Source organism: Variovorax sp. LjRoot175 (assembly GCF_964253805.1).
In the GTDB taxonomy this organism is placed as follows: Bacteria; Pseudomonadota; Gammaproteobacteria; order Burkholderiales; family Burkholderiaceae_C; genus Variovorax.
Map to the genome: position 1 here is coordinate 1 of NZ_CAXURY020000003.1, position 23465 is coordinate 23465.

The window sequence follows — 23465 nt, forward strand, 5'->3', positions numbered from 1 at the left end:
ACGACGTGCGTAAAGGGCCCTCCGCTGGCAACGCCGGTGCGGACTTATCCGGTCAAGATTGAAGACGGCAGGGTGTTTGTAAGGATCGAGTGAGGCGAGGCTGCGACATGACTCGGGTGTCGCAGTGTGGTCACGGTGGCGGACTGTGGATCGGATAGAGCGCCGGACCGCCTGCTCCCTCCAGTCGAGAGCTGGTTGAGTGCTGCCTGTGTGCCGAGCGATACCCCGTTGAAGGAGAAAATTATGGCTTTACTCCGCAGATGCCTCCTTGAGCTCCGAGCCCGGCAAGGCGACTACGACTCGCATCAGCAATTGAGCTGTGTTTCCAGTATCTATTTGCCTACCGGCATGATGCCTGTCTACGAGGCCGAAACTGGTTGTGCACCCAGCGTGGGCCCAGATTTGTCTACGCGCCAGCGGGCGGCTGAGTGGAAGCGCGAGCAAGCCCTCTTCGGTCATTGACGCTGTTCAGGTGAGGGATGTGGCGGCTCTGCTGGGCCCACACGCCGACTCCTCAGACTCCTTGGGGGAACATTGGGCGCCGGACTCAATTCATCGTGGCCGTCAGCGCAGCGAATCGACGAGGCTGACGAATTGCTGGGACAGCACGGAGATGCGGCGCACGAGCGTGTTGAGCGCGGGCGCGCCGAGCCGCGTCTTGTAGTCGTTGGCCACGAGCGCCTGGTCAACGTCGGGTGGCAGTTCGCTGACCAGGCCGGCTTCGGAATCCTCGTCCGCTTTGCGCGCCGCGTGGTCGACGATGAACTGGATCACCACGGGCACCGGCAGGCGCAGCGCGCGGCCATAGCGCGCGGCGTACCAAGCGCACCCGTAGCGCATGGCCGAGGCGTAGGACGCGCGCGTGTTGGCCGACTCGCCCTCGGGGTAGTAGTATTTTTTCGTCAGATTGACACGGTCGACCCAACAAACACCAATTACCTCGCTCGGCGGCGTGATGTACGAAGGCACCGAGCGCGAGATCGTGATCCAGGAATCGGTCTTCTCGCGCCACGGCACCGACCGCGTGCTGAGGTACGCCTACGAACTCGCCCAGGCGCGCAGGAGAAAGCACCTGACGGTGGCCACAAGAGCAACGGCATCGCGATCAGCATGCCCTGGTGGGACGGCCGCGCCGTGGCGTGCCGGATCGGGGAGGGCAAGCCGGAAGAAGTGATGCGGGCTATCTGGCCCTACATGGCCGCGCTGCTGGTGAGCGTGGTCGTGATCGCGACCGTGCCGTGGCTTTCGACCGTCGCCCTCTAGGAAATATCGTAGTGAAACTCTTCATGACCGGCGCCGCCGGCTACACCGGAGGCAGCATCGCCGCATGCCTCGTCGCCCGGGGCCACACCGTGCGCGGCTTGCTGCGGAACGATTCGAAGGCCTCCGCGCTTCTCGCATGCGGCATCGAACCCGTGATCGGCAGCCTGGACGATGCGCAGGTGCTTGCCCGCGAGGCGCGCGAGGCCGACGGCGTGGTCAATACGGCCAACGCGGATCATCTCCCGTCGCTGCAAGCCATGATCGCGGCGCTGGAGGGCTCCGGAAAGCCGTTGATTCACACCAGCGGATCGAGCGTTGTCGGCGACGACGCCCATGGCGACCGGCTCTCGGAGCGCGTCTTCGACGAAGACACGCCCTTCGTCGTCGCGCCCGCCAAGCAGGCGCGGCACGCGCTGAACGGCACGGTCCTCGCTGCCGCGGCGCGCGGCGTGCGCTCGGTCGTCGTCTGTCCCACGCTGACCTATGGCGTGGGCGCGGGTTTGAACACGCGCAGCATCCAGATCCCGTTTCTTGTGGAGCAGGCACGCGCAAATGGTGTGGTACGCGTTGTCGGCAAGGGCATCAACCGCTGGTCGACCGTCTACATCGACGACTTGGCGGATCTGTACCTGCTGGCGCTCGACAAGGCACCAGCGGGTGCCTTCTACTTTGCCGAGAACGGCGAAGCGTCGTTCGTCGAAATCGGCGAAGCCATTGCCCAGCGCCTCGGACTGGGCCGTGTCGAGTCGCTGCCCGCGGACGAGGCCGCGGCGATGTGGGGTCAGGCTCGTGCCTACTACTCCTACGGAAGCAACAGTCGGGTCCGCGCGACGCGTGCGCGGCGCGAACTGGGATGGTCGCCGCGCCACGAATCGGCGGTTGCTTGGATCCAGAAGGAAATGCCCCTTTGAACACGAGGACGAAACAATGATCTTGGAACTTGCAGATATACGCATCCATCCCGGCCGGCAGGACGAATAGGCCGCGCGACGCGGCTTGGACACCGTGCTTTCCAAGGCACCGGAATTTCGCAACTACGAAGTGCGGCGCAGCATCGAGTCGGCTGAACGCTACGTGCTGCTGATCCACTGGGCCAGCCTGGAAGACCACACGGTCGGCTTCCGGAACTCGCCAGCCTATGGGAAATGGCGCGCCATCGTGAGGCCTTTTTTGCGCAGCCGCCGGTGGTGGAGCACGTTGAGTTCTGCCGGCGTCCAACGCGGTGGGCGAATGAAAAATGCACAGGGGGCTTCCGAAGATCCAAGGATCACGCCGGTCTGAACGGCCCCCGAGCCTAGGCTTTCGATCTCAAGAGTCGTTTTGGTTTTGCGCGAGCATCTGACGCAGGAGGGTTTTCGATTGAAGCGAAAGTGCGAACATTGCACGGGCAACGGAGCACAAGATGAAAGACGACAAGAACGAGGTGGCCATGGTCGCCGAAGCAGAAGGTCGGCTGTACACGGCGCCTGCGCTGGAAAAGAGCCTCGACATTGTCTTTGCAGGTCTGGCGGTGAGGAGCGATTGACACATTTCCTGCGGAATCGCGCAAACCCTTACTGCACGCGACTTTGCCCCCAATCGGGTCTGTGTCAAAAAGACGAGTGACACATTTGCCTGCGCAAGAGTGACACAGTTGGTTTTTGCTACGACCGTCTCGATCTACTGGAGCCGCCGCTTCGAGTCGGATCCGGCACACCAGTGGATGCGGAATCTCTTCGTCGGCCTCTTCAAGGACAAAGGACGCTGATGGCACGGTGATGCGTCCTCGTCGAGGAATACTGCAGCTGTTGCAGGAGCGTTCGGCCAGAGGCGCGAGACCTGCGCGATCGGCGTGCCCATACACCACGAAGTCGGGCCGCGTCAGAACGACGTCCGCGCCCAGTGACTCCAGAAGGCGAACGTAGACGTCGTCCGCAGCCAGCGCACGATCACTGGCCTTGGCTGAGACTTGCCGAAGATTCTGCCGCTACCCATTGCTCCACCAGCCCACGAAAATGCCCAAGCGCGCCATCGAACGGCGGCACGGCATGCATCTTCATTCCCGGTGTTGCCTGCAACGCCCGATATTGCGCCGTGATGGTGTCCTGATCCTCATGGAAGGCCCGAACAAGGGTGGCATACATGCGGTCGACTGTCTCTGGCGCGCGTTCAAAGTCTGCGCTCTGGCAGGACTGTTGGAAGAAGTAGTGGGTGCTGGTCTCGGTCTCCGGCGTGAGGGTCTGGCAACTCAGCAGCCGGACGGTGCGGGCTTCGTCGTCGGGTGCCGCGATGGGACGTCCACCCGAGTCCATCAACAGCGTTCCGGGCAACACGAAGTCATAGTCGAACCACCGCTCGTACATTTCGTCTCGCAGGCCATCGCGAAAACTCTTCCAGTAGGGTGAGGGCGGCACATCGCTGACCCGGCGCGTCACCTTCAACCCGACCTGGCGGCCGTCTGGAACGAAGACCCGATCGATCTTCTGCCGCGATCGCGCGATCTCCGGAGAGCCCCCGAGGGTGTTGGCGTGCACGTAGCTCAGATGCGAGAAATCCAGCAGGTTGTCGCATATCAGCAGGTAGGGGACCTCGTAGTGCATGTAGCCCGGCTTGTTGCACCATTGCGGATCGTCGTTGGCGAAGTTGTCCGGCAACAGCGCCTCGTCTGCGCGCTCCGGGTCACCCATCCAAACGAAGATCCAACGGTTCTTCTCGACCACCGGGTAGCTCTTGATTTTCAGGTACGAGGGCACCCGCTCCATCCCGGGGACCTCGACGCACTGGCCGCCGCAATCGAACTTCAGCCCGTGGTAGCCGCAGCGCACCGCGTCGCCCTCGCGGGCACCGCGCGACAATGGCAGCAGGCGATGGCAGCAACGGTCCTGAAGAGCGCTGAGGCTGCCATCCTGCTTGCGCATCAGAAGAATGGGCTCGCTCAGCACCGTGCGCGTGAACAGCGCGTCGGCGCCTACTTCGTGGGACCAAGCGATGACATACCAGAGGTTGCGGATAAACACGCTCGCTTCTCCTTTGGGTCTTATTGCGGCTCGATGCCGATCTCTCGGATGCGGCGCGTGATGATGTCGAACTCGCCGCGATAGCTGGTGCGGAATTGCACCGGCGTGGTGGCCATCACTTCCAGGCCGCGATCGACGACGGCGGCATCCACATCCGGCAAGGCCAGGATGGTCCGGATCTCTTGAATGAGCTTTTGCAGCACCGGCTGCGGCGTCTTGCCTGGGGCGATGAAGCAGATCCATACCGCTGCATCGAAGATCGGATCGTCGATTCCCTGTTCCCGCAAGGTAGGGACGCCGGGAAGTGCCTTCGAACGCTCCCGTCCCAGAATGGCTAGGGGCGTGATCTTTCCCGCGAGTACGTGCTGCTTGGCCAGACCGGCCGAGCTCAGGCCGAGGCTGATCGTCTTGGACAACAGATCCTGCAGCACGGGGCCTTCGCCGCGCTGGGGAATATGAACCATGTTCGCACCCAGGCGCTGACTCAAGGCCTCGCCGGCAATGTGACCGAGGCTGCCTATCCCCCACGAACCGTAGCTCAGCTGCCCCTTGTGCTGCGCAGCGTATTGGCGCAGTTCGGCGATGTTCTTGACCGGCAGATCCGTGTTGGCGCTGATGAGTGCGGGACTGAACACCGCCTGCGTCATCAGAGCCAAGTCGCGCTGGGGGTCGTATGGAAGCGCCTTGAACAACGCCACGTTGTTGATCAGCGAATCGCCGAGGGTCACGCCGAGCGTGTAGCCGTCGGGCGGTGCCTTCGCCACTTCGGACACACCCAGCGCACCCGATGCGCCGGTGCGGTTGTCCACCACGACGGGCTGGCCGAGTGTCTTGGACAGGCGGTCACCCACCATGCGGGCGATGAAGTCCGAGGCCCCACCTGCAGGATAGGCCACGACGATGCGTATAGGGCGTGTAGGAAAGCTCGGCTGGGCGCTTGCGGCCAGTGGCGCCAGGGCGGCGGCGGCGAGCATCTGGTTCATCGTGCGGCGGTCCATGGGGATGTCTCCTCTTGCCGTCGGAGGGCGGCGTCCCGGAACTCTAGGCGTCGTCACTGCGCGCGTCTGTACCCAGCGATTGGGACGGGGAATCCCCTATATCAAGCCCCCACGCCAAAGTCATCCGACTGTGGACGTTCAGCTTGGCATAGGCGCGCTTTCTCAGCGTGAGCACCGTCGAGGTGGCAATGCCCAGATCCTGGGCGATGCCGTCCGTGCTGAGGCCCGCCGCAATGCGCGCCGCGACTTCCAGTTCGCGTTTCGAAAGTCTGTCCGACTGCTGCCCCAGGCGGATGGACGCCATCGCCACGCGATTCGCATCCGAAGTCCGGGACTTCGAATCCAGCCGCGGCTGCAGCACAGCCCTCACGATCGGCGCCACCGTGCGCAGGCGAGCGAGTTCATCGGATTCGAATTCGCCGGCCGCTGTGTGCCTGTACAGGTTGAGCGCGTAGGCTCGATGGTCAGCCCCTGCGAAGACCAGGCTCACCCGTCCGGCCAATCGTTCGCGCACGAAGATCTCGTTGCGCCAGTCCCGGTTGGGAATGTCGCGCTGGCGGTAGTGGAACATGTCCACTCTAGGCGCTTTCTCGCTCATAGAAGCCAGTTCGCCGGCCAACGCGGTGACCTCGTCTTCACGGAAGAAGGCGAACCGGTACAGCGAAAAGCAACGCGCCGTGGTGTCCTGGACTTGTGAACTCCGCGCATGCCCTTCGAGCTGCCTTGGCGCGCCGCCGCCCGCGTACTCCACCAGCGAGATGTACTCCACCGGCACCAGATGCGCGATGAATCGCAATGCAGCAAGCGCGGGCGGCCCGGCGCGAAGTTGGTCGAGGAGGGCAATCATCGCCGCGGACGGCACCGTGCTGTCTTCGTCGATACCGACTCGCGCCCAGTGCTTTGCCATGTGGCGGCTCCGACCTATGTGAATGTCTTGAGTGCCGTCGCCGGGTTGCAGGCGGCCGCCGGTGCCGGTGAATGTCCTGCCTCGAGCAACTTGCGCGCCGCCATGTGGTCCTGGGGCGCGTTCACGCTCTCCACACAGGCCAGTCGCCCCTGCGGTGTGTAGTGCAGGATGGAGAATGCGTCCCCCCGCGCGCCAGGACGCAGGTGCCGCACCGACTGCGCGGGCATGCAGCCCGCCATCTGCAGGCGCATGCTGCCCTGTTCAGACCAGAACCAAGGAAGCGCTGCATACGGCGCTGGCCGATCAAGCACCGTGGCCACCGCGGTGCGTGCCTGGTCGTGCGCATTCTGTACCGACTCCAGTCGGCGATCGCTCCCTTGTCCCGACAGCGGGAAGCGCGCGCAATCTCCTATCGCCAGGATGCGCGCGTCGCTGCTGCGCATGAACGCATCGACCACGACGCCATCTCGGCAGTCCAGGCCTGCCGCCTGCGCCAGCGTGGTTTCGGGCCTGGCGCCAATGCCGATGATCAGCAGGTCCAGCGGCACCCGCTGCGCGCCCAGATGGATCGCCCGCAATCTCGCCTGAGCAACCTCGAAGTCGCTCACCTTCTCGCCCAGGCGGATGTCCACGCCCGCGGCGCGATGGCTGAGCAGCACATGCTCGGCCATCTCCGGCGACAGCGAGCGCGAGAGCAGGCGCGGCGCGGCCTCCAGCACGGTCACCTGGCGGCCCAGGGCCTGCGCGGTGGCGGCGATCTCCAGACCGATGAATCCGCCCCCCAGCACCACCACCTGCCGGGCCTCGCCCAAATGCGTGCGCAGCGCGCGGGCATCAGCGGCGGTGCGCAACAGCACTACGTTGCTGAGCCCGCTGGGCAGGCCCGGCAGCACGCGCGCACGCGTGCCGGTGGCCAGAACGACCACGCCGTAAGGCAGGCTGCGGCCGCCGGCCAGGCGCACAACACGCGCCTCCCGATCGATCGCTTCAGCGGCCGTACCGAGGTGGAGCTCAATGCCCGCTTCGGGGTACCAGGCTTCGCCGCGAATGGACTGGGCTGCCTCGTCTGGTCGCTTGAGGAAGCTCTTGGATAGCGGCGGGCGCTGGTAGGGCAGGTCCGGCTCCTCGCACACCAGATGCACCCGCGCGCCCTGTCCGGCCTCGGCCATGCCGGCGCAGAACTGCGCCGCCGCATGGCCGCCGCCAATGACCACGATGTCGCGTTCCATGTTAGTTCAGGATTCAGTAGTGGACGACCGCGCGAATCGACTTGCCCTGGTGCATCAGATCGAAGGCATCGTTGATGCCGGTGAGCGGCATCGTGTGCGTGACGAAGGGTGCGAGCTGGATTCGTCCGGCCATCGCGTCCTCCACCATGCCAGGCAACTGGCTGCGGCCCTTCACACCGCCGAAGGCAGTCCCCAGCCACCGGCGGCCGGTCACGAGCTGGAAGGGGCGGGTGGAGATCTCCTGTCCCGCGCCGGCAACGCCGATGACGACCGATTGGCCCCAGCCGCGGTGCGCGCACTCCAGCGCCGCGCGCATCACCTGCACATTGCCGATGCACTCGAAGCTGTGATCCACGCCCCAGCCAGTCATCTCGACGATCACCTGCTGGATGGGCTTGTCGTGGTCCTTGGGGTTCACGCAGTCGCTGGCGCCGAAGGTCCTGGCAAGCTCGAACTTCGACGGGTTGGTGTCGATCGCGATGATGCGGCCGGCCTTGGCCAGCTTGGCGCCCTGGAGCACGGCCAGGCCGATGCCGCCGAGGCCGAAGACCGCGACCGTGTCGCCCTCCTGCACCTTGGCAGTGTTCTTCACCGCGCCCAGGCCGGTGGTCACGCCGCAGCCCAGCAGGCAGACCTGTTCGGGATTGGCGTCGGGGCTGATCTTCGCGAGCGAGACCTCGGCCACCACCGTGTACTCGCTGAAGGTGGAGCAGCCCATGTAGTGATAGACCGGCTGCCCGTTGTAACTGAAGCGCGTGGTGCCGTCGGGCATCACGCCCTTGCCCTGGGTGGCGCGCACCGCGACGCACAGTTCGTCTTGCCCGATTTGCAGAACAGGCATTCACCGCATTCGGCGGTGTAGAGCGGGATGACGTGATCGCCCGGCTTGACGCTGGTGACGCCTTCGCCGACCTCGACCACGATGCCGGCGCCTTCGTGGCCCAGCACGGCGGGGAACAGGCCTTCCGGGTCGTCGCCCGAGAGCGTGAAGGCATCGGTGTGGCACACGCCGGTGTGGGTGATCTTCACCAGCACTTCGCCCTTCTTCGGCGGCGCGACGTCGATCTCGACGATCTGCAGGGGCTTGCCGGCTTCAAAGGCAACGGCGGCTCGGGATCTCATGGGATGGCTCCTGGGAATGAAAAAAAGACGATGGAGTGCCTCGCGAGAACGCTCAGGCCCTGCCGGCCTGAGGTCGCACCCTGCGCTTGATCGGCGCTTGCATGCGTGCCACATAACGGTCGGTCGCAGCTTCGACCTCGGGCAAGTTCTCGTGCAGTCGGCGCAGCAGGGCGATCAGCACTTCGCGTTCCTCACGGTTGAGTACCGAGAGCAGGGCCCGTTCACGCTCCAGCGCAACGCCGATGATCTGGTCATGCAGCGCCCGGCCTTCCTCGGTGAGCGTGGCCACGCGCGCACGGCCGTCCGCCGGATCGGGTGCGATGCGAATCAGGCCCTGCGCCTCCATGCCGGAGAAACAGCGGCTCACGGAGGCCTTGTCCATCCCGATGATGCGACACACCTTGTTGGCCGAGATCGTGGGTTCGATCGCCAGCAGCACCAAGCAGCGCCAAGTCTCGATGCCGACGCCGAAGCTGCGCAGGTAATGCTGCGAGGCGCCGCGCGAGAGCTTGTTGGCGATCCAGGTGAAGAAGGCCGGAACGTAGCGTTCCAGGTCGATGGAAACGTGCTGCGCAGAGCTGGGGCGAGTAGAAGGCATGCGCGTCAGTGTGGCCCATGTCGCGACGACCGGAGCGGAGCGCATTGCTGCGCCTCGGGCAGATGCAGCACGAGTCCGTCCAGCGCGTCGTCCAGCCGGATCTGACAGGACAATCGACTGTTCGGCAGACGCTCGGCGGCGGTGCATTCGAGCATCTCCAGCTCGTTGGAAAGAGCCTTGGGCAGCCGGGCCGTCCAGGCTTCGTCGACGTACACATGGCACGTGGCGCACATGGCCGAGCCGCCGCACTCGGCGATGATGCCGGACAGGCCGGCACCCGTGGCAACCTGCATCGCGGTGTGGCCGACTGGCGCCTGAATATCGCGCTCGCTGCCATCGGCCAGGATGAATCGGATCGTGGGCATGGGATCTCCGTTCGAATGTCTGCGTCAATACGCTCTCAGACCGGGATAAGCCGCAGCGGCAGCGTGTCCAGCGCGCGCAGCGTGTTGTTGAGCCGGCGGGTGTGCGAGCCGGTGATCTCGATCGCCTTGACGCGGCGCGCGAGTGCCTGCAGTACCACCTCGCCTTCCAGCCGGGCGATGACTTGCCCCACGCAGCCGTGGATACCCGAGCCGAAGGCCATGTGCCCGGTGGGTCGGCGACCGATGTCGTAGCGGTCCGGCTCAGGCCACTTGCGCGGGTCCCGGTTGGCCGAGGCGAGCATGCACAGCACCTTGGTGTCGGCCGCCAACGCAACACCGGCAATCTCGCAGTCGCGCGAGGCCGTACGAAAGAAGGTTTGCGCAGTCGATTCCCACCGCAGCGCCTCTTCGAAGGCGGGTCGGGCAAGCTGCGGATCCGCATGCAGTTTGGCGTATTCGGCCGGATGGTGTGCCAGCGCGAACACGGCGTTGCCGATGCCGTTGATGGTCGTGTCCACTCCCGCCGAGAGGAAGGAGCGCACCAGCATCGGCGCCTGTTCGTGAGAGATCTCGCCAGCGTCGGCTGCCTGATAGATCTGGTCGCCAAAGCCGCCCGGACGAAGGTGATCGCGCTGGCAGTGGGCCATGATCCAGTCGGTCACCGCGACGACGCGCTCGGCGCTCTTGGCCAGCAGTTCGTTGCGTGGTCCCATCGAATTAAAGATCATGTCGCCATAAAGCAGGAGGTTCTCGCGCCCGGCTTCCTCCACGCCCACCGCATCGGGGAACACCTTGAGCGGATAGACCTGCGCCAGGTCGTGGATGCCATCGATCTCGCCCTTGGCGACGCATCGCTCTACAAGGGCCTCGGCCTCCTGGGCGAAGCGATCGCGGATCTGCATCACCGTCTTGGGACTGAGGATGCGCGAGAGCACGGTGCGCGTCTGTGTATGCAGCGGCGGGTCGGCCTCCAGGATCAGGCTGCGAGGCCGGAAGGGCGTCTCCTTGTTGAAGTTGGTCAAGCCGACGCCGGCGCCCGAGATGAAGGTGGCGTGGTCATTGAGCACGGCTCGCACTTCGTCGTGGCGCGCACACGCCACCACCGAGGGATATGGTGCCAGGCGCACGACCGGCCCGGCCTCGCGCAGGCGTTCGTGCATCGGATACGGGTCGATCAGGTTCGCCGACGCATAGGGGTCGATGTCGAGAACCGGGATGTCGAGTTCGGAACTGAGGGTCGTCATGTCGGGGGCTCCTTCACGTTCAATGGACTGCCATGCCCACATGGCGCTCCAAGGTGGCTTCGTCCGTGCGCAGGACCGCGGCGGGTGCTTCGTGCACCACGTGGCCGTGGTCCAGGATGAGGGCGCGGTCTGCATAGGCCAGCACCTCGCTCACCTGCTGCTCCACGATGAGCACGGTGACGCTGGATTCGCCTGCCAGCCGGCCAAAGGCCGCGAGCAATTCCTGGCGGATGATGGGCGCCAGGCCTTCCAAGGGTTCATCCAGCAGGAGCAAGCGGGGCCGCCCGAGCAGGGTGCGGGCGACGCAGAGCATCTGCTGCTCGCCACCCGAGAGCTGCGCCCCGCCGTTGTGACGGCGCTCGGCCAAACGCGGGAAGAGCGCGTAGGCTTCGGCCAGCGCGGCGCGCGGTCGTTGCTTCAGGCCCGCCAGCAGGTTTTCCTCCACGCTCAGCGAGGGAAAGATGTCGCGCGTTTGCGGCACGTAGCCTAGCCCGCGCTGCGCGCGCTGGTGTGGCGCCAGGCCGCTCATGTCCTCGCCATCGAACACGATACGACCGGAAGACAGCCGCGCCAGGCCCATGATGGCCCGCAGCGCGGTGCTCTTGCCTACACCGTTGCGGCCGATCATGGCCAATCGCTCGCCGGGCTGGACGGTGAAGCTCAGCCGGTCGAGGATGGTGGTCGGCCCGTAGCCCGCGACCACTTGGTCGAACTGCAGCAGGGGAGAGATCATGGCAGTCCGTGCCCCAGGTATGCGGCGCGCACTCGGGCGTCGCCTCGGATTTGTTCCGGTGTCGCGTCGGCCAGCACAGCCCCTTCGGCCAGCACCACGATGCGGTGTGCGAATCGGAAGACGAGGTCCATGTCGTGCTCGATGATGAGCACGCCCAGCTCTGGCGGCAGCGCGTCCAGTGCTGCCAGAAGCTGGTGGCCGTCGTCTTGTGGCACGCCGGCCATGGGCTCGTCCAGCAAGAGCACACGGGGGCGCAGGGCCAGCGCGAGCGCCATCTCCACCAACCGCTGCTCGCCGTATGCCAGTTGGCCGGTCGGCACGGTTGCATGGTTCGCCAAGCCGAAGGTGGCCAGTATGGCGCGCGCCTCGCCGGCCAGCGCTGGATAGGCTTCGACCGGGCGCCATGCCCGATGGGCCAGGCCCTCTCGCTCGAACAGTGCGAGCTCGACCTGCCGCTGCACCGGAAGGTGCGGCGCCAATGTGGTGATCTGGAACGTACGGACGAGCCCGGAGCGCACGCGTCGCGCCTGGCTTTGCGACGTGACATCCTCGCCGGCGAGGCGCACGCGCCCGGCGGAAGGTGCAATCACGCCGCTGATCAGGTTGACCAGCGTGGTCTTGCCCGCGCCGTTGGGTCCAATCAGCGCGATGCGTTCTCCCGGCGCGATGGTCAGCGAGACGCCGCGCGTGACGTGCAGCCCGCCGAAATGCTTTTCCAGTGATTCGACCTGCAGCAGCGGCGTCATGGCAGAACCTCTTTCGATGAGGCGAGCGGAGCACGACGTCCGGCAGCGCCCAGGCGCGCGCGCAGCCGCAGCCACAGCACGCGAGGCGGCACCAGCACCACTGCCATCAGGGCCAGTCCCACCGCGAACAGCCAGTGGTAGGGGTTGATGGAAGCGGCCGTGTGATGCAGCAGTGTGAAGATGAGCGCGCCGACCAGTGCGCCGTGCAATCGCCCCGCGCCGCCCAGCACGAGCATGACCAGGATCTCGGCGGAGAGGCCGAAGCCGAGGCTGTCCAGCCCGATGATGGCGTTGGTCTGTGCTGCCAGGGCGCCCGCGGCGCCGGCCAGGGCGCCGGCCGCGGTGTAGATGGCGAGCAGCCGCGTGCGAACCGGCGTGCCCAGAGCTGCCATGCGGGCCCGACTCTCATGGATGCCGCGCACCGACAGGCCGAAGGGCGAGGCGACCAGCCGCTGCGCGAGGTACAGCCCCAGCGCGAGCACCCCGATGGCGTAGAAAGCTGCAGTACGTCCTTCCAGGTCGAAGGCGAACAAGCCGAGCAACGGCGCCATCGAGAAGCCCGACAGCCCGTCGTCGCCGCCCGTCCAGTCGCGCCACTTCTGCGCCAGCGCCAGCAGGATCTGGGCGAAGGCCACGGTGAGCATCAGGAAAGTGAAGCCTTGGTAGCGCAGCAGCAAGGCGCCTGATGCCAGCGCTACCGCTGCTCCGGCCGCGATGCCCACCAGCAGTCCTAGCAGAGGATCGGCCTGCACATGAAGCGCAAATAGCGCGGCCGCGTATCCGCCAACGCCGTACAGGGCTGCATGACCCAGCGTAGCGAGCCCGGCCACGCCCACGACCAGGTCAAGTGAGAGCACCAGCAGCGCCATGACGGCGATGCGCACGATCAGGCCTAACTGCTCGGGCAGCAGCAGCCCGACTCCCACGCCCAGGATCAGCACGACCAGGGGAGCACGCCAGGCGGGCGCGGTGCGCAAGGTGCTTGGGGTCATCGCTTCAGCAGCCCACTGGGACGCCAGGCAAGCAGCAGCGCCATGGCAAGGAAGAAGAACAGGCTGCCCCAGTCGGAAGCCCAGTACTTGCTGGCCGTCTCCACCGTTCCCAGAACCAGGGCCGCAGCCAACGTGCCAGCGATGCTGCCCATGCCTCCCACGGCGACTACCACCAGCACAAGCACCAGGTACTTGAGCGCGTAGTAGGGCTCCAAAGGCATCAACTCCGCGCCGAGAATTCCTCCCAGGCCCGCCAGCGCGGCGCCGGCGGCGAAACTCAGGCACTGCACGCGGCGAATCGGGATGCCCAACGTTGCGGAGGTCTCCGCATGGTCCACCGCTGCGCGCAGCCACACCCCAAAGCGAGTGCGCAGCACGGTGTAGGTGGCCCCGCCGGCGACGGCCAAGCCCGCAGCGATGACCAACAGCCGCTGTGCTGGCAGGGTGCGAAAGCCCAGATCCACCGGTTGCGCAAGCAGTGGCGGCAGCGCGATGAGCTGTACCTGCGGGCCGGCGATGGCATTGGTGGCGGCGATCAGGAAGAAGGTCAGTCCGATGGTGAACAGTACCTGGTCCAATTCCTTGCGGCGATACAGGTGGCGCAGCACCAGCATCTCCAGCAGCGCTCCCAAGGCGCCGGCGGCCAGCACGGCCAGCGGCAGAGCCAGCCAAAAGCTCCAGCCCACGTCGCGCGTGAGCCATGCCGCCGCATAGCCACCCACCATCGCGAAGGCGCCGTGCGCGAGATTGACAAAACGCATCAGCCCCAGCGTGACGGACATGCCCACGGCGATGACGAACAGCACCATGCCGTAGGCCACACCGTCAATGCCGACGTTCAGGATCGTGCTCACTCGAAGCCTCCGGGTTGCTTCGCTACTTGGTCTCGAGGCCGAGGTCGGGCTGCGGGCCAAAGCTCTGCAGTTCGCGGTTGACCAGCATGCCGCCTGCTTTTTCAACCTTGCGCAGATACACGTTCTGCACGATATGGCGTGTCTTTGGATCGATGCTCACCGGACCGCGCGGACTGTCCCATTGAAGTGTCTTGGCGGCGGCAAGCGCCTTGGGGCCATCCCTGCGGCCGCCCGTGGCTTCGATCATCTTGTGTATCACGTGCATGCCGTCCCATGCACCCACCGAGGCGTAGTTGGGGATTGCCTGCGCATCGGCGGCCTTGAGGGCGGCGACGAACTTCTGGTTGGCCGGCGAATCGTGCGTGCCAGAGTAGTGGAAGGCGGTGGTCAGGCCCAGCGCAGCATCGCCGAACTTCTGCAGATCGAACTCGTCTGTCTCCGCTGTCCCGAGGAACTGAACGCCGGCCTTCGCAAGCCCGTTCTCGTTGTAGGCCTTCACGAAGCCCAGGTTCGGTGGCCCACCCGGCAGGAAGGTGTAGACCGCCTGCGCGCCGCTGGCCTTGATCCGCTGAACAAAGGGTGCGAAGTCGGTGGTGGCGATCGGCATGCGAATGCTCTCCACCACCGTTCCGCCCTGGCGGGTGAACTCGGCCTTGAAGGCTGCTTCTCCGTCCAGTCCGGGGGCGAAGTCGGTCACGGCGGTGACCACCTTCTTGAGTCCCTGCCCAGCCGCCCATCTGGCCAGGGGCACCGTCACCTGCCAGAGCGTGTAGGAGGTACGGATGAAGTAGTCGGACTTCTCCGTTATGGCCGAAGTGGCGGCGTTGAAGATGACCGTGGGCGTTTGCGACTGCTGGATCAGCGGCGCCACTGCCATCGCGTTCGGCGTGAACACGAAGCCGCCGAGGTAGTCCACCTTGTCCTTGACGATGAGCTCCTGAACCAGGCTCTTGGTCAGGCCCGGGTTGGGGCCGCCCGTATCACGGTAGATGAACTCGATGGACCGGCCGTCCAATTTGCCGCCTTGGGCATCCACATAGGCCTGAGCGCCCGTCTTGAACAGCGTGCCGTAGTGGGCGAAGGGCCCGGAGAACGGGCCAACGATGCCCACCTTGATGGCGGATTGCGCCAGCGCCGGCAGCGCTGTCCCGCCGAGTGCCAACGCCGCGCACCATGCCGCCGCGCAACGCCGTGTGGTCTTGCTCATGCCTTGTCTCCTGTCTTGTGGAATGGACCGTCACTGACCTTCGAAGCGACGTGACGACCAGACGGAGTCTCCGAGCAGATAGTTGGTATGTCAACCAACAGGGCGATCAACCAAATGCATGGTTTTCCCGAGCCCGACTTCGCAAAGTAGGGTCGGATCGTCATGAAAGAGGGGCTTCAAGCCCGAATGAGAGAGAGGCCCCCGGCGATGTCCAGCATCGTGACACCACCGACCCGCGCGTTTGAACCAATTCGTGCGCCTGCGGCGCGACGAGAGCACGGCCGACCGCGATCGGCGGCGCGCCGCGCTCGACCGGCTGGCCTATCGTCATGCGAGGGAGAGCGGCGCCGGGTCATGCGCCAGCACAACCGCATGCTCGAGAGCCGGGCATCCCCCAGTCGGCCTTGCCCCAGCTTGCAGCTTCGGTGTCAGCTCAACGCGGCTCGACCCGTGATGCACGACCTCACGGTCGCACGGGAATGACGGCGAGCGAAGAGGTCGCGTTCGCGATCAGGCGGGAGCGCTGCGCGTCATAAAGTTTCGCGTGCGCGAAGGCGACCTGCCGACCGACTCTATCCACCCCCGCTACCGCAATGTAATGGCCTTCCTGCCCAGCGCTCTGCATGTTTACGGTCAAGCTGATGGTGGAGCATGTGTAGCCGGGTGTGAGCCGCGAAAGGACCGCCATCGCCATGCCGATGTCCAGCATGCTCGCCAAGGTGCCCCCGCCAACGACGCCGTTTCCCTGCGTCGCAGTTCGCGGTGCGGTGAAGCGGATGACAAGTTCGCCGTCGCCACTCTCCACTAGAAAGGCCGACAGGCTCGCCAGTGCTGGATTGACCTCCAGGGGGACGTTCCGGCGGCCGGAAGACACCGCCTCTGCCACGTAAGCCCGGGTCGGGTTGTCCCCTTCCAACAAACGTTCCGACATCTGCTGTCGCTCTGAGACTCAGGCCAGCAGCGTGGCCCGGGCGTGTTCGGGGGTGGCGACCTCGTAGCCGAGGTCTTCGATGATCCTGGCCGCCTTGGTGACGAGCTCAGCGTTGTCGCGCGCGAGCTGGCCTGGCGAGAGATACAGGTTGTCCTCGAGACCCACCCGCACGTGCCCGCCGAGCACCGCCGCGATGGCGACCATCGGGAACTGGTCGGGGCCAATGCCGAACGCGCTCCAGCGCGCGCCTGTTGGCAACAGGCGCTGCATCTCGTCCACCACTGCAGGCGTGGCTGGCGCGCCCCAGGGCACCGACATGCACAGCTGGAAATAGGCGCTCTTCGGGATGGCACCGGTGGCGATGAGGTGACTCGCCAGTCGTACATGACCGAAGTCAAAGACCTCGAGCTCCATTGTGACGCCGCAGGCGGCAATCTCCGCGGCCATCTCGCGCAGGTGGTTCGCCGGATTCACGAAGGCGGCTTCGCCGAAGTTCATGGTCGCGACGTCAAGGCTGCAGATGTCGGGCTTCAGCTTCACCACATGCGCAACCCGTTCGTGCGGCGTCATGAGCTCGGCATCCGGGATGGAGACGACCCGGAACGGCGCATCGGTAGGCACCGTCAGCATGGCGCCCGGACCGGTCGTGAGATTGATCAGGACGTCGCAGCGGGAGGCGCGGATGTGCTGCACGACCTCCTCATAGTATGCGAACTTCGTCGAGGACTTGCCGGTCTCGGGATCTCGCACATGGATGTGGACGATGGATGCGCCGGCACGTGCGGCGGCGATGGCCTGGTCCGCGATCTCACGAGGCGAGGCAGGGACGGCGGGATTCTTCGCTCGGGTGTCCCCCGCTCCGGTCAGGGCGCAGGAAATGATGACGGGAAGGCGCTTGCTCATGGTAGGGGTTGGAATAAGGTGACAAGGACCAGCTGGAGCGGTATCGCGCAATGCAGCAAAGCCCCCATTAATTACAATACGACTCGTCTCGCCGCGTATACTAGGTGACTGCCGGGGGCTGCGTCAATCGAAAGCGACGCTTCTTCTGCCTCCAAGGATTAGGGGTAAACACTTATTTGATTGAAATAAAACCGAGACGTATAGTATCGCAACTATCTTTGTATTGGAGTATCAATGAAGCTCGGAAGGTTTGTGGTTCAGGGTCTTGACGGTCCGGTTCAGCGCATCTGCATGGTGCTGCCCGAGCAATCCCGCGTCATCGATCTGCGTGCGGCAGAGGTTGTGCGACAACAGTCGCGCGGGGCGAGCCGCGAGGCTGCGCTGCGATACGCCTCGGTCGTTTTCCCCGAAAGCATGTCGGCGGCCATCGCGCTCGGAGAGGAGTTCCTCGAGACTGCGAACGAGGCGGCAACCCGCCACGGAGACGATGCGTCGCTGCCCTTCGAAGGGCTGCATTGGGCACCGGCTTGCGATCCGTCCGTCGTGCGCGACGGTCTCACTTTCGTGAAGCACATCCGGCAATTCCACGAGCGAATGAAGTTGACGCCCGCGCCTGCGTTGCTGCAGGTCCCGGGTTACTTCAAGGGTTCGCCTTGGACGGTGATCGGTCACGACGCCGAGGTGCCGTGGCCGGCGCGCGCCGAGAAGATGGACTATGAGTTGGAGATCGGCTGGGTGATCGGGCGAGTCGCCCACAACATCACTCCCGACACCGCCCGCTCCCATCTCTTCGGTGTAACGATCTTCAATGATTTCTCGGCCCGTGACCTGCAGGCCAATGAATTTGCGATCGGCATGGGGCCGACGAAGAGCAAGGACTTCGCCTATGGCATCGGGCCGTGGATCACGACGATCGACGAGTTCCCGCGGCTGGATCAGATCCGCATGGCCGTGCGGGTGAACGGCGAGACCTGGGGCGAGGGCGACACCTCGGAGATGCTCTGGAGCGTCGAGGAGCTGATCGCCTACGTGTCTTTGGGCGACCACGTGCAGCCGGGCGACGTGATCGGCTCAGGCACCATGGGCAATGGATCGGCCTTGGAGTTGGGGCGCAGCCTCAACCCTGGCGATGTCGTGGAGCTGGAGGTGGCGGGCGTCGGCGTGCTGCGCAACCGCATGGGGCAGCGTGAGGAGGGCACATGGTGGCCGACCCCGCGCAAGCCTTTCATGTAGGAAGACAGACGTGAAATTCTCTCTGGGAACCTTCTCGCAGGACGGCGGCGAACGATTCGCTGCCTTGTGCTTCGGCGAACATGTGCTTCCTCTGCGTTCGCTGCATGCGCAGGCGGCGCGCTTCGGCGCGCGGTGGTCGGAAGGCGCATCCGTCTTCGACCTCCTGCAGGACTGGGACCGAAACCTGGCTGTGCTGCGCGCCATGGCGGAGCAACTTTCTGCCCGGCACGAATCGAGCGTGCCCATGTCCAGCCTGCAGGTCCATGCCCCCGTGGACCTGCCGCGACAGGTGCTTTGCACGGGGGCCAACTATCGCAAACACGTCGTCGACCTCACACTCGACATGGGTGTCGGGCCGGAGGGCCTGAAGGGCGCGGCCCTGCGGAAGTGGGCCGAAGACATGATGGACGAGCGGGCGGCACAGGGAGAGCCCTACGTCTTCCCGAAGCTGCCTTCGGCCATCACGGGCGCCTTCGATCCCCTCGTGCTCCCTGCCACCACGCAGAAGCCGGATTGGGAACTGGAACTCGCCGTCATCATGGGTCGGCCGGCCCGTAAGGTGCGCCGCGAAGAGGCGCTTGACTACGTCGCCGGGTACTCGATCGTGAACGATGTGTCGGCGCGGGATCTTATCGCTCGCACGGACTACAAGATGCTGGGCACCGACTGGCTGAGATCGAAGTCTCCGCCGAGCTTCATGCCTTTCGGTCCCACCCTGGTGCCCGCGTGCTTTGTGCCGGATCCGCAAAAGCTGCAGATCACCTTGAAGCTGAACGGCCAGACGATGCAAGACGAATCCACGGCCGATATGCTGTTCGACGTGGCACGGCAGATCGAATACATCACGGCGCATGTGCAGCTCTGGCCTGGCGATCTCATTGCGACCGGATCGCCCGCGGGGAATGGCACGCACTACAACCGCTTCCTTCGGGAAGGCGATGTCATCGACTCGGAAATCGAGGGCCTGGGCAAGCAGCGCAATGCGTGTGTGCAGTAGCGGCGAGGCTGATCGCGCACAATGGAATACGGAACGACTCGAAATATACCAACCAGGAGGTCCCCGGCGTGAATACTGAAGCAACTATCCAAGAACAACGTGGAAAGACCCCGGTGCGTCCGCGATCGGTGCGCCGCATCGTCACTGGCGAGAACGAGCACGGCAAGTCCGTGTTCGTGTCGGACGGACCGGCCCCGAACCACACCACCGATCCGGCCACACCGTTGGCCCAGGTGCTCTGGGCGACGGGCGAGGCAGCTGCGTCCGGTGCCGATCCCGCTCCTGCAGGTCATGCGTTCGGCTTCCACTCGAAGGATGGCTCGCTGCTGCGCGTGGTCGACTTTCCGCCCGACGAGAACTACGACGTGTCGCACCTGGCGCGGTTCCTGGACGAGCACGGGGTGCGCGACAAGGGCGAAGCCCGGCATTTCTGGTTCCACAAGACACAGTCCCTGGACTACGCGATCGTGCTGGAGGGCGAGATCTATGCGCTGATGGATGAGGGCGAGACGCTCATGCGCTCCGGCGACATCCTGATCCAGCGGGCGACCAACCACAGCTGGTCGAACCGCTCCGGCAAGCCTTGCCGCATGGCCTTTGTGCTGCTGGACCTGGAGCCTGGCGCCAAGACCTGAGCTCGCCCCGGCGCGGGTGGAACAGGTGTGTGCAATGCTCGGCCGGCTGCCTCCTCTGCGCGGTGCAGCTGTGCGCATGGGGGCCCGGATAATGGAGCCGTCTTACTAGCATCGGGATTTCCTTGCCTACCGACAGTTCTTCCAAGGGGGCCGCAGCCAAGGCTCGCGCCCGTTCTTCTGCATCGACCACGGCAAGACTTGCTGTGGGCACGGGCCCAGGCGCGCTGCGCCCGCGCTCGCCCGGGCGGGTGCGCAGCGACGCATCGCGCGTGGCCATCCTCGATGCGGCGCTGAAGCTGCTGGAGACGACACCCTTGCAGCAGATCTCGATCGAGTCGATCGCGCGCGAGGCGGGGGTAGGCAAAGCCACCATCTACCGGTGGTGGAACTCGAAGCTTCATTGAGCGCTGAGTTCAAGGCCGCGATCGCATCGTCAGGCGTTCCCTTCGGCCAACACGGCATACACCGATGCCGCAACGAACTGCGGCAGACCTTCCTCTGCAAGGGTCGGCACGTCCGGCGGGATGGTCAACCGCTGCCGGCTGGACACTCAGATCGCAGCGATGCAGCCTGCGCCGGGGTCGATCAGGGCAGCCGGCGACGTGGTCACCAAGATCTGGATCTCGCCGGAGCACAGATCGGTCAATCGCGGGCGCGGACCCTTGTAGGGAACACGTAGAAGATCAATCCCCGCCTGCTGCCCGAACCATTCGGCGACGATGTGCTCGGTGGATCATGTTGTTTGGCCCGTGCGTCCAGGTCCGCATAGGCGCCAATGCCGCTTTGCTTTGAAACGAGCATGACCAGCGGGCGTTTGCCGACGGCGGCCACCGGCTTAAACATCCTTTGCGACCTCGTATCCAGCAGCTTCGGCGCCAAACGTCTTCTCTGACATGGCGTTGGACGTCATGGGCGCCATGAGCAGTGTGTAGCCGTCCGGCGTAGAGGGCCTCACGAACCGGGCGCCGATGGCGCGATTCGGGAGTCGGCCCTGCCTGAACCCGTGAGTTGCTGCCGCGGCTGCGGCAGCAGCGCTAAGCGGCCTTAAACGAAGGAGGGGACGGAAACGACATCGCGTCATACCTTCAGCAGGTCGCGCGTCACGGCGGTCGGCCCTGCGTAATGCTTTCGCGCGGCGTCAGTGCCATTGCGAGCAACGGCCGCAGGCAGGAGGAAGCACGCGAGAGCCGGCAGAAGCACCAAGGCGCCGAGCATGTTCCAAAGAAACATGAACGCGAGGAGCACGCCCATATCGGCTTGGAACTTGATCGGACTCGCCATCCACGTCACGACGCCCAGTGCGAGGGTCAACCCGGTGAGCATCACGACTTTGCCGGTGAAGAGCAGAGCCTTGTAGTAAGCCTCTGACAACGACTTGCCTTCGCGCAGCTGCGCGAGCGTCACGGAGAGGATGTACAGCGCGTAGTCGACGCCGATGCCGACGCCCAGGGCGATGACGGGCAGGGTGGCCACCTTGATGCCCATGCCCAGCGCCACCATCAAGGCTTCTGCCAGGATGGAGGTGAGCGCCAGGGGCAGAACAGCAACCACCACCGCTCGCCAGGAGCGGAATGTGACGAAGCACAGGAGGATGACAGCGCCGTAGACGAGCAAGAGCATCTGTCGCCACGCATCCTTGACCACGATGTTGGTAGTGGCCTCGATGCCGGCATTGCCTGCGGCCAGCAGGAAGCGCACGTCAGGCGTGTCGTTCTCCCGGGCGAAAGCTTCCACGTGCTCCCGCACGCGCGTCAGCGTGTCGGCACGGTGGTCCTTGAGGAACACGTATATCGTCAGCAGGTTGCACGCGTCGTTGTAGAGTCCCCGCGGGGCGCCCGCCGTCACAGTGTTCAGCATGTCCTGGTTCGGAAGGAATTCGAACCACTTCGGATTCCCCTCATTCAAACCGGTGAGTACGCGCCTATTCAGCAGTGAGAGCGTGTTAGTGCTTTCGACGCTTTCCAGCTGGCGCAACTCCCATTCCAGCGCGTCGATCTTGTTAAGGGTCTCGTACGCGGAACACTGGCCGTCCGGCGTCCTTACCATGACGGCGAGGACGTCGCTCGATGCGCCATAGGCAGCATTCATGAAGGCGACATCCCGGTTGTAGCGGCTGTCCGGGCGCAGCTCCGGGGCGCCCGGGTCGAGATCGCCGATCTTCAGCTGCGTACTTGCAAGAAACCCTGCCGCGGCCATGATCATGGCCGCAATCAGCGCCAGAGTGGCGTACCGCTTCTGCGTGAACAGGTCGAGTGCGGTCCAGACGGGGTGTTTGGCCGTACCGACTTGCTGCGACTTCAGGCTGCGTTGTGCCGCCTTTGCGCTGACGCCGGTGTAGCTCAGAAGCACCGGCAGCAAGATCAGGTTCGTGAAGATCAGGGCGCCGACCCCCAGGCTGGCTGCGATGGCCAGTTCGCGGATGGCCTGAATGTCAATCACCAGCAGCACGGCGAAGCCGACGACGTCGGCCAGCAGCGCCGTCAACCCCGCGAGGAAGAGGCGTCGGAAAGTGAGCCGTGCGGCGACGAGCTTGTCCATGCCCCGGCCGACATCCTGCATGATGCCGTTCATCTTCTGCGCGCCATGGCTCATGCCGATCGCGAAGACGAGGAAGGGCACGAGGATCGAGTATGGGTCGAGCGCGAACCCGAGCGTTGGCAGGAGTCCAATCTCCCACACTACGGCAGTCAGGGATGCGACCAGCACGAGCGCGGTCGAACGGACGCATCGCGTAAACCAGAACACCATGCCTGCCGCGATCACAACGGCGAAGCCGAAGAACAGCAGCACGGAGCGCACGCCCTCGATCAGATCGCCGACAATCTTGGCGAAGCCGGTCACATGGATGGTGACACCCTGCGCCTCGTACTTCTCGCGCAGCTCCTCGAGCCTGTTGGCTAGTCGGGCGTAGTCGGTAGGACGCCCCTCGGGGTCTTTCGCCAGCAAGGGAACGTAGATGACGCTGGAGCGAGCGTCCAAGGCCACCAACTGGCCGATCTCGCCGGACCGTGCGATATTGGCCTGCAGCTGCGCGAAGCTTTTCGCCGAGCCGTCGTAGCCGTCGGGAATCACCGGTCCGCCTTCCAGCCCTTCCTCCGTGACACCAATCCATCGTGTTGTGGGCGTCCACAGCGACTTCATCTGGTTGCGTGCCACGCCGGGGACGAGGAACACTTCGTCGCTTAAGCGGCGCAGCGCGTCGAGGTACGTGGCCTCGTAGATCGTGCCCTTGGGGTTCGCCACCGCGATCCGCACGGCATTGCCGAGGCCGCTCAGGTCCGCCTGGTGCTTGAGATAGTTCTGGACGTACGGATGATGGACCGGGATCGTCTTTTCGAAACTCGCATTGAGTTGCAGCCGCGTGGCCTGCCAGCCGAGCACGAGGGTGACGAGCGCGCACAGCAGCACGATGATGCCGCGGTGATTGAAGATCGCGCGCTCGAGAAATGAGCCGGAAGCCGGGTTCAATTGCGACCCCGAATCGGGTGCGCTGTCTGCCGAAGGATGCATGG

At 64.9% G+C, this 23465-nt stretch carries 24 protein-coding genes and 2 pseudogenes; 8 read left to right on the forward strand and 18 right to left on the reverse strand.

Annotated features, from left to right (window positions below; all coding sequences use genetic code 11):
- Nucleotides 1-564 precede the first annotated feature (564 nt).
- Entirely contained in the window at nucleotides 565-1017 is a 453-nt protein-coding gene (locus ACSQ89_RS37860; RefSeq protein WP_436297855.1) for a hypothetical protein, read from the reverse strand.
- Between ACSQ89_RS37860 and ACSQ89_RS37865 the strand changes: the two are divergent.
- From ACSQ89_RS37865 to ACSQ89_RS37880, 4 genes and pseudogenes are all read left to right on the forward strand, one after another.
- Nucleotides 935-1140 (forward strand): annotated as a pseudogene (locus ACSQ89_RS37865) (tartrate dehydrogenase); the annotation flags it as partial. The gene ACSQ89_RS37860 and the pseudogene ACSQ89_RS37865 overlap by 83 nt on opposite strands.
- Nucleotides 1141-1286: 146 nt before the next feature.
- Nucleotides 1287-2174 carry an NAD-dependent epimerase/dehydratase family protein gene (locus ACSQ89_RS37870; RefSeq protein ID WP_436297294.1) on the forward strand — a complete coding sequence of 296 codons (888 nt, stop codon included), beginning with the start codon at nucleotides 1287-1289 and terminating at the stop codon, nucleotides 2172-2174.
- Nucleotides 2175-2268: 94 nt separating this feature from the next.
- Entirely contained in the window at nucleotides 2269-2544 is a 276-nt protein-coding gene (locus ACSQ89_RS37875) for an antibiotic biosynthesis monooxygenase family protein (protein ID WP_436297839.1), read from the forward strand.
- Between the two features lie 121 nt (nucleotides 2545-2665).
- Nucleotides 2666-2788: a hypothetical protein gene (locus ACSQ89_RS37880; protein ID WP_436297295.1), complete on the forward strand. Its 123-nt coding sequence runs from the start codon at nucleotides 2666-2668 to the stop codon at nucleotides 2786-2788.
- Between the two features lie 403 nt (nucleotides 2789-3191).
- Here the strand turns inward: ACSQ89_RS37880 and ACSQ89_RS37885 are convergent, their stop codons facing one another.
- The 15 genes and pseudogenes from ACSQ89_RS37885 to ACSQ89_RS37955 form a co-directional block, all read right to left on the reverse strand.
- Nucleotides 3192-4259 carry a Rieske 2Fe-2S domain-containing protein gene (locus ACSQ89_RS37885; protein ID WP_436297296.1) on the reverse strand — a complete coding sequence of 356 codons (1068 nt, stop codon included), beginning with the start codon at nucleotides 4257-4259 and terminating at the stop codon, nucleotides 3192-3194.
- 20 nt (nucleotides 4260-4279) lie between these two features.
- The gene (locus tag ACSQ89_RS37890; RefSeq protein ID WP_436297297.1) at nucleotides 4280-5257 is read right to left on the reverse strand and encodes a Bug family tripartite tricarboxylate transporter substrate binding protein; all 978 of its coding nucleotides are present in this window, start codon (nucleotides 5255-5257) and stop codon (nucleotides 4280-4282) included.
- Nucleotides 5258-5300: 43 nt separating this feature from the next.
- Complete coding sequence (locus tag ACSQ89_RS37895; protein WP_436297298.1) at nucleotides 5301-6119, reverse strand: helix-turn-helix transcriptional regulator; 819 nt, start codon at nucleotides 6117-6119, stop codon at nucleotides 5301-5303.
- A gap of 59 nt (nucleotides 6120-6178) precedes the next feature.
- A complete protein-coding gene (locus tag ACSQ89_RS37900; protein WP_436297299.1) occupies nucleotides 6179-7393 on the reverse strand; it encodes an NAD(P)/FAD-dependent oxidoreductase in 1215 nt (404 codons plus the stop codon).
- A 13-nt stretch (nucleotides 7394-7406) separates the two neighbouring features.
- Nucleotides 7407-8515 (reverse strand): annotated as a pseudogene (locus ACSQ89_RS37905) (S-(hydroxymethyl)glutathione dehydrogenase/class III alcohol dehydrogenase).
- Between the two features lie 52 nt (nucleotides 8516-8567).
- The gene (locus ACSQ89_RS37910; RefSeq protein WP_436297300.1) at nucleotides 8568-9113 is read right to left on the reverse strand and encodes a MarR family winged helix-turn-helix transcriptional regulator; all 546 of its coding nucleotides are present in this window, start codon (nucleotides 9111-9113) and stop codon (nucleotides 8568-8570) included.
- A 5-nt stretch (nucleotides 9114-9118) separates the two neighbouring features.
- A complete protein-coding gene (locus ACSQ89_RS37915) occupies nucleotides 9119-9478 on the reverse strand; it encodes a 2Fe-2S iron-sulfur cluster-binding protein (protein ID WP_436297301.1) in 360 nt (119 codons plus the stop codon).
- Nucleotides 9479-9513: 35 nt separating this feature from the next.
- Entirely contained in the window at nucleotides 9514-10722 is a 1209-nt protein-coding gene (locus tag ACSQ89_RS37920) for a cytochrome P450 (RefSeq protein WP_436297302.1), read from the reverse strand.
- Nucleotides 10723-10741: 19 nt separating this feature from the next.
- Nucleotides 10742-11455 (reverse strand): ABC transporter ATP-binding protein, encoded by a 714-nt coding sequence (locus ACSQ89_RS37925; RefSeq protein ID WP_436297303.1) that lies wholly within the window; start codon nucleotides 11453-11455, stop codon nucleotides 10742-10744.
- Complete coding sequence (locus ACSQ89_RS37930; protein ID WP_436297304.1) at nucleotides 11452-12201, reverse strand: ABC transporter ATP-binding protein; 750 nt, start codon at nucleotides 12199-12201, stop codon at nucleotides 11452-11454. The genes ACSQ89_RS37925 and ACSQ89_RS37930 overlap by 4 nt, the downstream gene beginning before the upstream one ends.
- The gene (locus ACSQ89_RS37935) at nucleotides 12198-13193 is read right to left on the reverse strand and encodes a branched-chain amino acid ABC transporter permease (protein ID WP_436297305.1); all 996 of its coding nucleotides are present in this window, start codon (nucleotides 13191-13193) and stop codon (nucleotides 12198-12200) included. The genes ACSQ89_RS37930 and ACSQ89_RS37935 overlap by 4 nt, the downstream gene beginning before the upstream one ends.
- The gene (locus ACSQ89_RS37940) at nucleotides 13190-14047 is read right to left on the reverse strand and encodes a branched-chain amino acid ABC transporter permease (RefSeq protein WP_436297306.1); all 858 of its coding nucleotides are present in this window, start codon (nucleotides 14045-14047) and stop codon (nucleotides 13190-13192) included. Before ACSQ89_RS37940 ends, ACSQ89_RS37935 begins: the two co-directional genes overlap by 4 nt.
- A gap of 22 nt (nucleotides 14048-14069) precedes the next feature.
- Nucleotides 14070-15254: an ABC transporter substrate-binding protein gene (locus ACSQ89_RS37945; protein ID WP_436297307.1), complete on the reverse strand. Its 1185-nt coding sequence runs from the start codon at nucleotides 15252-15254 to the stop codon at nucleotides 14070-14072.
- A 463-nt stretch (nucleotides 15255-15717) separates the two neighbouring features.
- Nucleotides 15718-16185: a PaaI family thioesterase gene (locus ACSQ89_RS37950; RefSeq protein ID WP_436297308.1), complete on the reverse strand. Its 468-nt coding sequence runs from the start codon at nucleotides 16183-16185 to the stop codon at nucleotides 15718-15720.
- 18 nt (nucleotides 16186-16203) lie between these two features.
- Complete coding sequence (locus ACSQ89_RS37955) at nucleotides 16204-17088, reverse strand: 3-keto-5-aminohexanoate cleavage protein (protein ID WP_436297309.1); 885 nt, start codon at nucleotides 17086-17088, stop codon at nucleotides 16204-16206.
- A gap of 291 nt (nucleotides 17089-17379) precedes the next feature.
- On the opposite strand from ACSQ89_RS37955, the gene ACSQ89_RS37960 reads away from it, so the two are divergent.
- The 4 genes from ACSQ89_RS37960 to ACSQ89_RS37975 all read left to right on the forward strand — a co-directional run bounded on the left by ACSQ89_RS37960 (nucleotide 17380) and on the right by ACSQ89_RS37975 (nucleotide 20357).
- Nucleotides 17380-18321 carry a fumarylacetoacetate hydrolase family protein gene (locus ACSQ89_RS37960; protein WP_436297310.1) on the forward strand — a complete coding sequence of 314 codons (942 nt, stop codon included), beginning with the start codon at nucleotides 17380-17382 and terminating at the stop codon, nucleotides 18319-18321.
- 64 nt (nucleotides 18322-18385) lie between these two features.
- Complete coding sequence (locus ACSQ89_RS37965; protein ID WP_436297311.1) at nucleotides 18386-19318, forward strand: fumarylacetoacetate hydrolase family protein; 933 nt, start codon at nucleotides 18386-18388, stop codon at nucleotides 19316-19318.
- A gap of 113 nt (nucleotides 19319-19431) precedes the next feature.
- Nucleotides 19432-19953: a cupin domain-containing protein gene (locus ACSQ89_RS37970; RefSeq protein WP_436297312.1), complete on the forward strand. Its 522-nt coding sequence runs from the start codon at nucleotides 19432-19434 to the stop codon at nucleotides 19951-19953.
- A gap of 203 nt (nucleotides 19954-20156) precedes the next feature.
- Nucleotides 20157-20357 (forward strand): TetR/AcrR family transcriptional regulator, encoded by a 201-nt coding sequence (locus ACSQ89_RS37975; RefSeq protein WP_436297313.1) that lies wholly within the window; start codon nucleotides 20157-20159, stop codon nucleotides 20355-20357.
- 146 nt (nucleotides 20358-20503) lie between these two features.
- On the opposite strand, the gene ACSQ89_RS37980 is transcribed toward ACSQ89_RS37975, so the two are convergent.
- On the reverse strand, nucleotides 20504-20674 hold the full coding sequence (locus ACSQ89_RS37980) for a hypothetical protein (RefSeq protein ID WP_436297840.1): 171 nt from the start codon (nucleotides 20672-20674) through the stop codon (nucleotides 20504-20506).
- Between the two features lie 356 nt (nucleotides 20675-21030).
- On the reverse strand, nucleotides 21031-23463 hold the full coding sequence (locus ACSQ89_RS37985; protein WP_436297314.1) for an efflux RND transporter permease subunit: 2433 nt from the start codon (nucleotides 23461-23463) through the stop codon (nucleotides 21031-21033).
- Nucleotides 23464-23465: the final 2 nt, after the last annotated feature.

Bases quoted from the DNA above. Each gene is read 5' to 3' on its own strand.
- ACSQ89_RS37915 (WP_436297301.1), bottom strand. From the start codon at position 9,478: ATGCCCACGATCCGATTCATCCTGGCCGATGGCAGCGAGCGCGATATT.
- ACSQ89_RS37925 (WP_436297303.1), bottom strand. From the start codon at position 11,455: ATGATCTCTCCCCTGCTGCAGTTCGACCAAGTGGTCGCGGGCTACGGG.
- ACSQ89_RS37950 (WP_436297308.1), bottom strand. From the start codon at position 16,185: ATGTCGGAACGTTTGTTGGAAGGGGACAACCCGACCCGGGCTTACGTG.
- ACSQ89_RS37930 (WP_436297304.1), bottom strand. From the start codon at position 12,201: ATGACGCCGCTGCTGCAGGTCGAATCACTGGAAAAGCATTTCGGCGGG.
- ACSQ89_RS37880 (WP_436297295.1), top strand. From the start codon at position 2,666: ATGAAAGACGACAAGAACGAGGTGGCCATGGTCGCCGAAGCAGAAGGT.
- ACSQ89_RS37910 (WP_436297300.1), bottom strand. From the start codon at position 9,113: ATGCCTTCTACTCGCCCCAGCTCTGCGCAGCACGTTTCCATCGACCTG.
- ACSQ89_RS37960 (WP_436297310.1), top strand. From the start codon at position 17,380: ATGGTGCTGCCCGAGCAATCCCGCGTCATCGATCTGCGTGCGGCAGAG.
- ACSQ89_RS37900 (WP_436297299.1), bottom strand. From the start codon at position 7,393: ATGGAACGCGACATCGTGGTCATTGGCGGCGGCCATGCGGCGGCGCAG.
- ACSQ89_RS37890 (WP_436297297.1), bottom strand. From the start codon at position 5,257: ATGGACCGCCGCACGATGAACCAGATGCTCGCCGCCGCCGCCCTGGCG.
- ACSQ89_RS37920 (WP_436297302.1), bottom strand. From the start codon at position 10,722: ATGACGACCCTCAGTTCCGAACTCGACATCCCGGTTCTCGACATCGAC.
- ACSQ89_RS37870 (WP_436297294.1), top strand. From the start codon at position 1,287: ATGACCGGCGCCGCCGGCTACACCGGAGGCAGCATCGCCGCATGCCTC.
- ACSQ89_RS37945 (WP_436297307.1), bottom strand. From the start codon at position 15,254: ATGAGCAAGACCACACGGCGTTGCGCGGCGGCATGGTGCGCGGCGTTG.
- ACSQ89_RS37935 (WP_436297305.1), bottom strand. From the start codon at position 13,193: ATGACCCCAAGCACCTTGCGCACCGCGCCCGCCTGGCGTGCTCCCCTG.
- ACSQ89_RS37985 (WP_436297314.1), bottom strand. From the start codon at position 23,463: ATGCATCCTTCGGCAGACAGCGCACCCGATTCGGGGTCGCAATTGAAC.
- ACSQ89_RS37955 (WP_436297309.1), bottom strand. From the start codon at position 17,088: ATGAGCAAGCGCCTTCCCGTCATCATTTCCTGCGCCCTGACCGGAGCG.